Origin of the sequence: Actinocrinis sp. (assembly GCF_035938995.1) — a bacterium.
Taxonomy (GTDB): Bacteria; Actinomycetota; Actinomycetes; order Streptomycetales; family Catenulisporaceae; genus DASZGI01.
Genome location: NZ_DASZGI010000146.1, coordinates 1 through 3,505, shown reverse-complemented (window position 1 = coordinate 3,505; position 3,505 = coordinate 1). Strand labels below are relative to the sequence as shown.

Here is a 3,505-nt window from a genome sequence, read left to right as displayed (position 1 = left end):
GCTGCTGGTGCAATGGACCGGCCGCTGAGCGCGTCGAGTTCCTTGGAGCCGAGCTGCTCGATCGCCTTCATGTAGCGGTCGGCCACCTGCCCCTGCTCAGTGATTTCGTTCAGTGCGCCACCGCCAGATCGGCCTCGTGCCACCGCCCGGTCTCGCGGCGTGCACGCGCGTGTTGTGCGACCCCGGTCCAGGTGTACCCGGCGGGTAGGTCACGACTCCGTCGGCGCCCAAGCAGCCGTATTTCACTAATATGTCCGCGGCCCAGACCTTCCGTGTCCAGCTCGCGCAACTAGGGCTGAGGCACCCGGTACGCGCGGCCGATGTCTGGACGGGCCGGTCCCTCGGCCTGGTGGGCGGCAGCTACTCCGCGACCATCGCGCCCGGCGGAGTATCCCTCATCGCGGCGCTAGGCGCTGCCTAGGCCGCTGCCCGGCGGCGGCGCTGGGGTGCGGCCCGCGCCGTGGCCCTGGTCCGGACCCGTCTCACGGGCGGACCAGCGCTTTGCCGAGCTTGGCGCCATCGAGCAGCGAGAGGAGGGCCTGCGGTGCGCTTTGCAGGTCATCGAACATCGTCACGTCGGTATGCAGTGTCCCGTCCTCGACTAGTGGGAGTACTGCCTCCTCGAATGCGGCCCGCCGGTGCAGGTGATCGAGGACCAGGAAGCCCTCGAGTCGAAGGCGCTTGATGATCAGCTGGGTGAGGTTGCCGGGCCCGGGTCCGGGCGGCTTTCCGTAGCCTGAGATCATCCCGCAGATAGCGGCCCGGCCGCCCGTGCGCAGAAGGTCGATCGCTGCCTCCAGGTGGCCGCCGCCGACGTTGTCGAAGTAGATGTCGATGCCCTCCGGCGCAGCGCCGCGCAGCTGCTCGGCGAGGTGACCGGCGCGGTAGTCGACGGCGGCGTCCAGCCCGAGTGTGCCGGTGAGGTACCGCGCCTTCTCGGCGCCCCCGGCGGATCCGATCACCAGCGAGGCACCGCGGGCCTTCGCCAGCTGGGCCGCCACCGAGCCGACGGCACCGGCTGCGGCCGATACCCAGACCCGGTCGCCCGGTTGCATCCGCGCGACGTCGACCAGGCCGATGTAGGCGGTCAGTCCCGGAACGCCCAGGACATGCAGCCACGTGTGGGGCGGCAGACCGCTACGCGGCTGGATGCGGATCCCCTCACTGGCGTCCACTACGGCGTAGTCACGCCACCCTCCCCAGCAGAGCGCCCAGTCGCCTTCCGACCACCCATCCGCGCGAGATTGCACGACTCGGCCGACAGCCCTCGCCTCCACCGCGGCTCCGAGGTCGAAGGCCGCCGCGTAGGTGTCCACCGAGAGCCGGGGGATCATCGACGGGTCCACGCTGAAACAGTCGGCCCGGACAAGCAGCTGGCCCTGCGAGAGCGCTGGCAGTTTCCGCTCGACGAGCGTAAAGCACCCCGGCTCGATCCGTCCCTGCGGCCGGCGCGACAGCACCAGCTCACGGGCGGTCACCATCGCCACTCCCCGGGGAGCACCGCACGACGGCCGGGCCGCTCGCGTACGTGCGTCTCGCGCGGCGGGACCACATCCCAGGTAACGTTTAGACCTTCGGAGGTTAAGCCGCCCGGCTGGGCGCACTTGACCTGACGCGCAGAGCTCATTCTCCGCGCGCACCGGTCGTGGTCAGCGGCCCACGGGTAGCGATCGGGAGGCGTGATGCGCGCGGCAGCGCTCGCGGGTATCGGTCGGCCGCTCGCCGAAACGCTCGCGGTAGGCGTTGCTGAACGTGCTCGCGTTGCTGAACCCTGACGAGCGGGCGATGTTAGCGACGGTGCGGTGGTCCCAGCCGGGGTGCTGGAGCCTCAGCCGGGCGAGCTCGAGCCGTTCTTCCCGGATCAGCATCGACGGCGTCGTCCCGATGCGCTGCAGCCGCGCCTGGATCTGGCGCAACGACCAGCCCAGCTCTGCTGCGACCGCCGCGCCGGTCAGTGAGACATCATGGGCATTCGCGCGCACGAAGGAACGGATCGTGCCGGCGAGGTCGTCCTGGGTCTCGTACACCGGCGGCAGCAGCGCCCCTCCGCAGGCGAGGCACAGCAGGTCCACAGCCCGGTCGGCGACGGCATCGAAGCCCAGACCGTCGATCGTGCGCGCCTGGCTGCGCAAGCTTCCCAGCAGATCGACCACGATGCGCCCCATGCCGTGCTCGGCGTTCAGCCCGACGGTGCGGGTCAGCAGTCCGCCTATGCGGGCGTCCACGCGGGCCCGCGGGATCACCAGGGCAAGACACGAGAAATTGTCGCTGTGCCACATATCCATGGGCGCATCGAGGGTGGCGAGCGCTAGGCCGCCGGGTTCGAGCTTGAGGGCGGTGTCCGCCTGCCGGATTACCATCGAGCCCGTCACCGGCGCCAGCAGCTCGTAGGCCCCGTGCGGATGTCGCCGGACGTCAGTGCCCGAGCGCTTGATGGACTCCTCGTCGCCCCACCACCGCACCAGCTGGTAGGCCTCGGTGTGCTGGTGCTCGATGCACCCCCGGTAGCCGACGCGCATCCGGAACGCCATCCGGCTATGGATCGAGGAAACGAGTTCACTCCACCATTCGGCACGATCGGTCACCGCCACATCGCTGCAGCGGTATGCGTCAAGTGCGTACACTGCGGACCTCACTCGCCCGGGTCTCGCCGCCAGGATAGCGCCGGCGCCTGTACGAGCGGTTCCCAGAGCCCGCCCTCAGAGTGTCACCATGTCCAGTCGTAGGCCGCGCCGGCACGTTGCGCGAGCGGCCTGAGCATCCTCTGCTCGAAGACCGTGACGGTGTCGTAACCCTCGACCGGCGCGGCGGTGATGACCCGGCCGAACAGCTCCGGGTCCAGGTGCGGCTCCGGGATGCCCGCCGCGATCGCGTACCGCTGAAGATGGTTGCGGAGAAACTCGGAGTTGCACGGCGGCATCGCGAAGTGTGCCGGATGGGACATTGCCTCTTGCAACGGAACGAACTCGACACCGCGCTCGACGAACGCATTCAGGATCGTGCCGAGCGTGTCGGTCGCGATGGCAGTGCCGTGGATCAGCCAGATCAGCGGGATGTCCTGACCGAACAGCCGCCGGGCCAGCTGCGCGTGTGCTGCCAGCTGGCCGACCGCAGAAGAGACGTAGGTCTCCTGCAACATCCGCTTGGCGTCCTCGTCCTTAGATACCACGGCGCGGTAATAGGGGATGATCCATGTGAAGTCGCCGAACCACGCGGTTATCGGTGCGTTCCGGTAACCGGACGCCCGAAGATGGTCCTCCACCCGGCCGCGCTTGCTCTCGGTCTCGCCGGCCATGTCCATCGCGTACCGGAAGTAGCGCTCGGGAGCCATCGCGATGAGGTTGCCGATGAGCCCCTCGGCTTTGTCGATGTCCGCGCAGTACTGGTCCCCCGACATCCACCGCAGCGGGGCGTGCAGGTGCGTGTGATTGCCCAGGTGGTGCCCGGCCTCGACCCAGGCCTCCCACGCGGCCATCAGGCCGGGGTCCGAATCGAGGCGATGGGT

General features: G+C 69.1%; 4 protein-coding genes. 1 reads left to right on the top strand and 3 read right to left on the bottom strand.

Translation table 11 applies throughout. The features are described 5' to 3' along the window. Positions 1-250 precede the first annotated feature (250 nt). On the top strand, positions 251-421 hold the full coding sequence (locus tag VGZ32_RS29045; RefSeq protein WP_414642527.1) for a hypothetical protein: 171 nt from the start codon (positions 251-253) through the stop codon (positions 419-421). A gap of 61 nt (positions 422-482) precedes the next feature. Here the strand turns inward: VGZ32_RS29045 and VGZ32_RS10155 are convergent, their stop codons facing one another. The 3 genes from VGZ32_RS10155 to VGZ32_RS10145 form a co-directional block, all read right to left on the bottom strand. Continuing rightward, positions 483-1,481: an NADP-dependent oxidoreductase gene (locus VGZ32_RS10155; protein ID WP_326885659.1), complete on the bottom strand. Its 999-nt coding sequence runs from the start codon at positions 1,479-1,481 to the stop codon at positions 483-485. A 168-nt stretch (positions 1,482-1,649) separates the two neighbouring features. After that, complete coding sequence (locus tag VGZ32_RS10150) at positions 1,650-2,591, bottom strand: helix-turn-helix transcriptional regulator (RefSeq protein WP_326885658.1); 942 nt, start codon at positions 2,589-2,591, stop codon at positions 1,650-1,652. A 116-nt stretch (positions 2,592-2,707) separates the two neighbouring features. After that, on the bottom strand, positions 2,708-3,505 hold a 798-nt coding region (locus tag VGZ32_RS10145), incomplete at its 5' end, for a polysaccharide deacetylase family protein (RefSeq protein ID WP_326885657.1).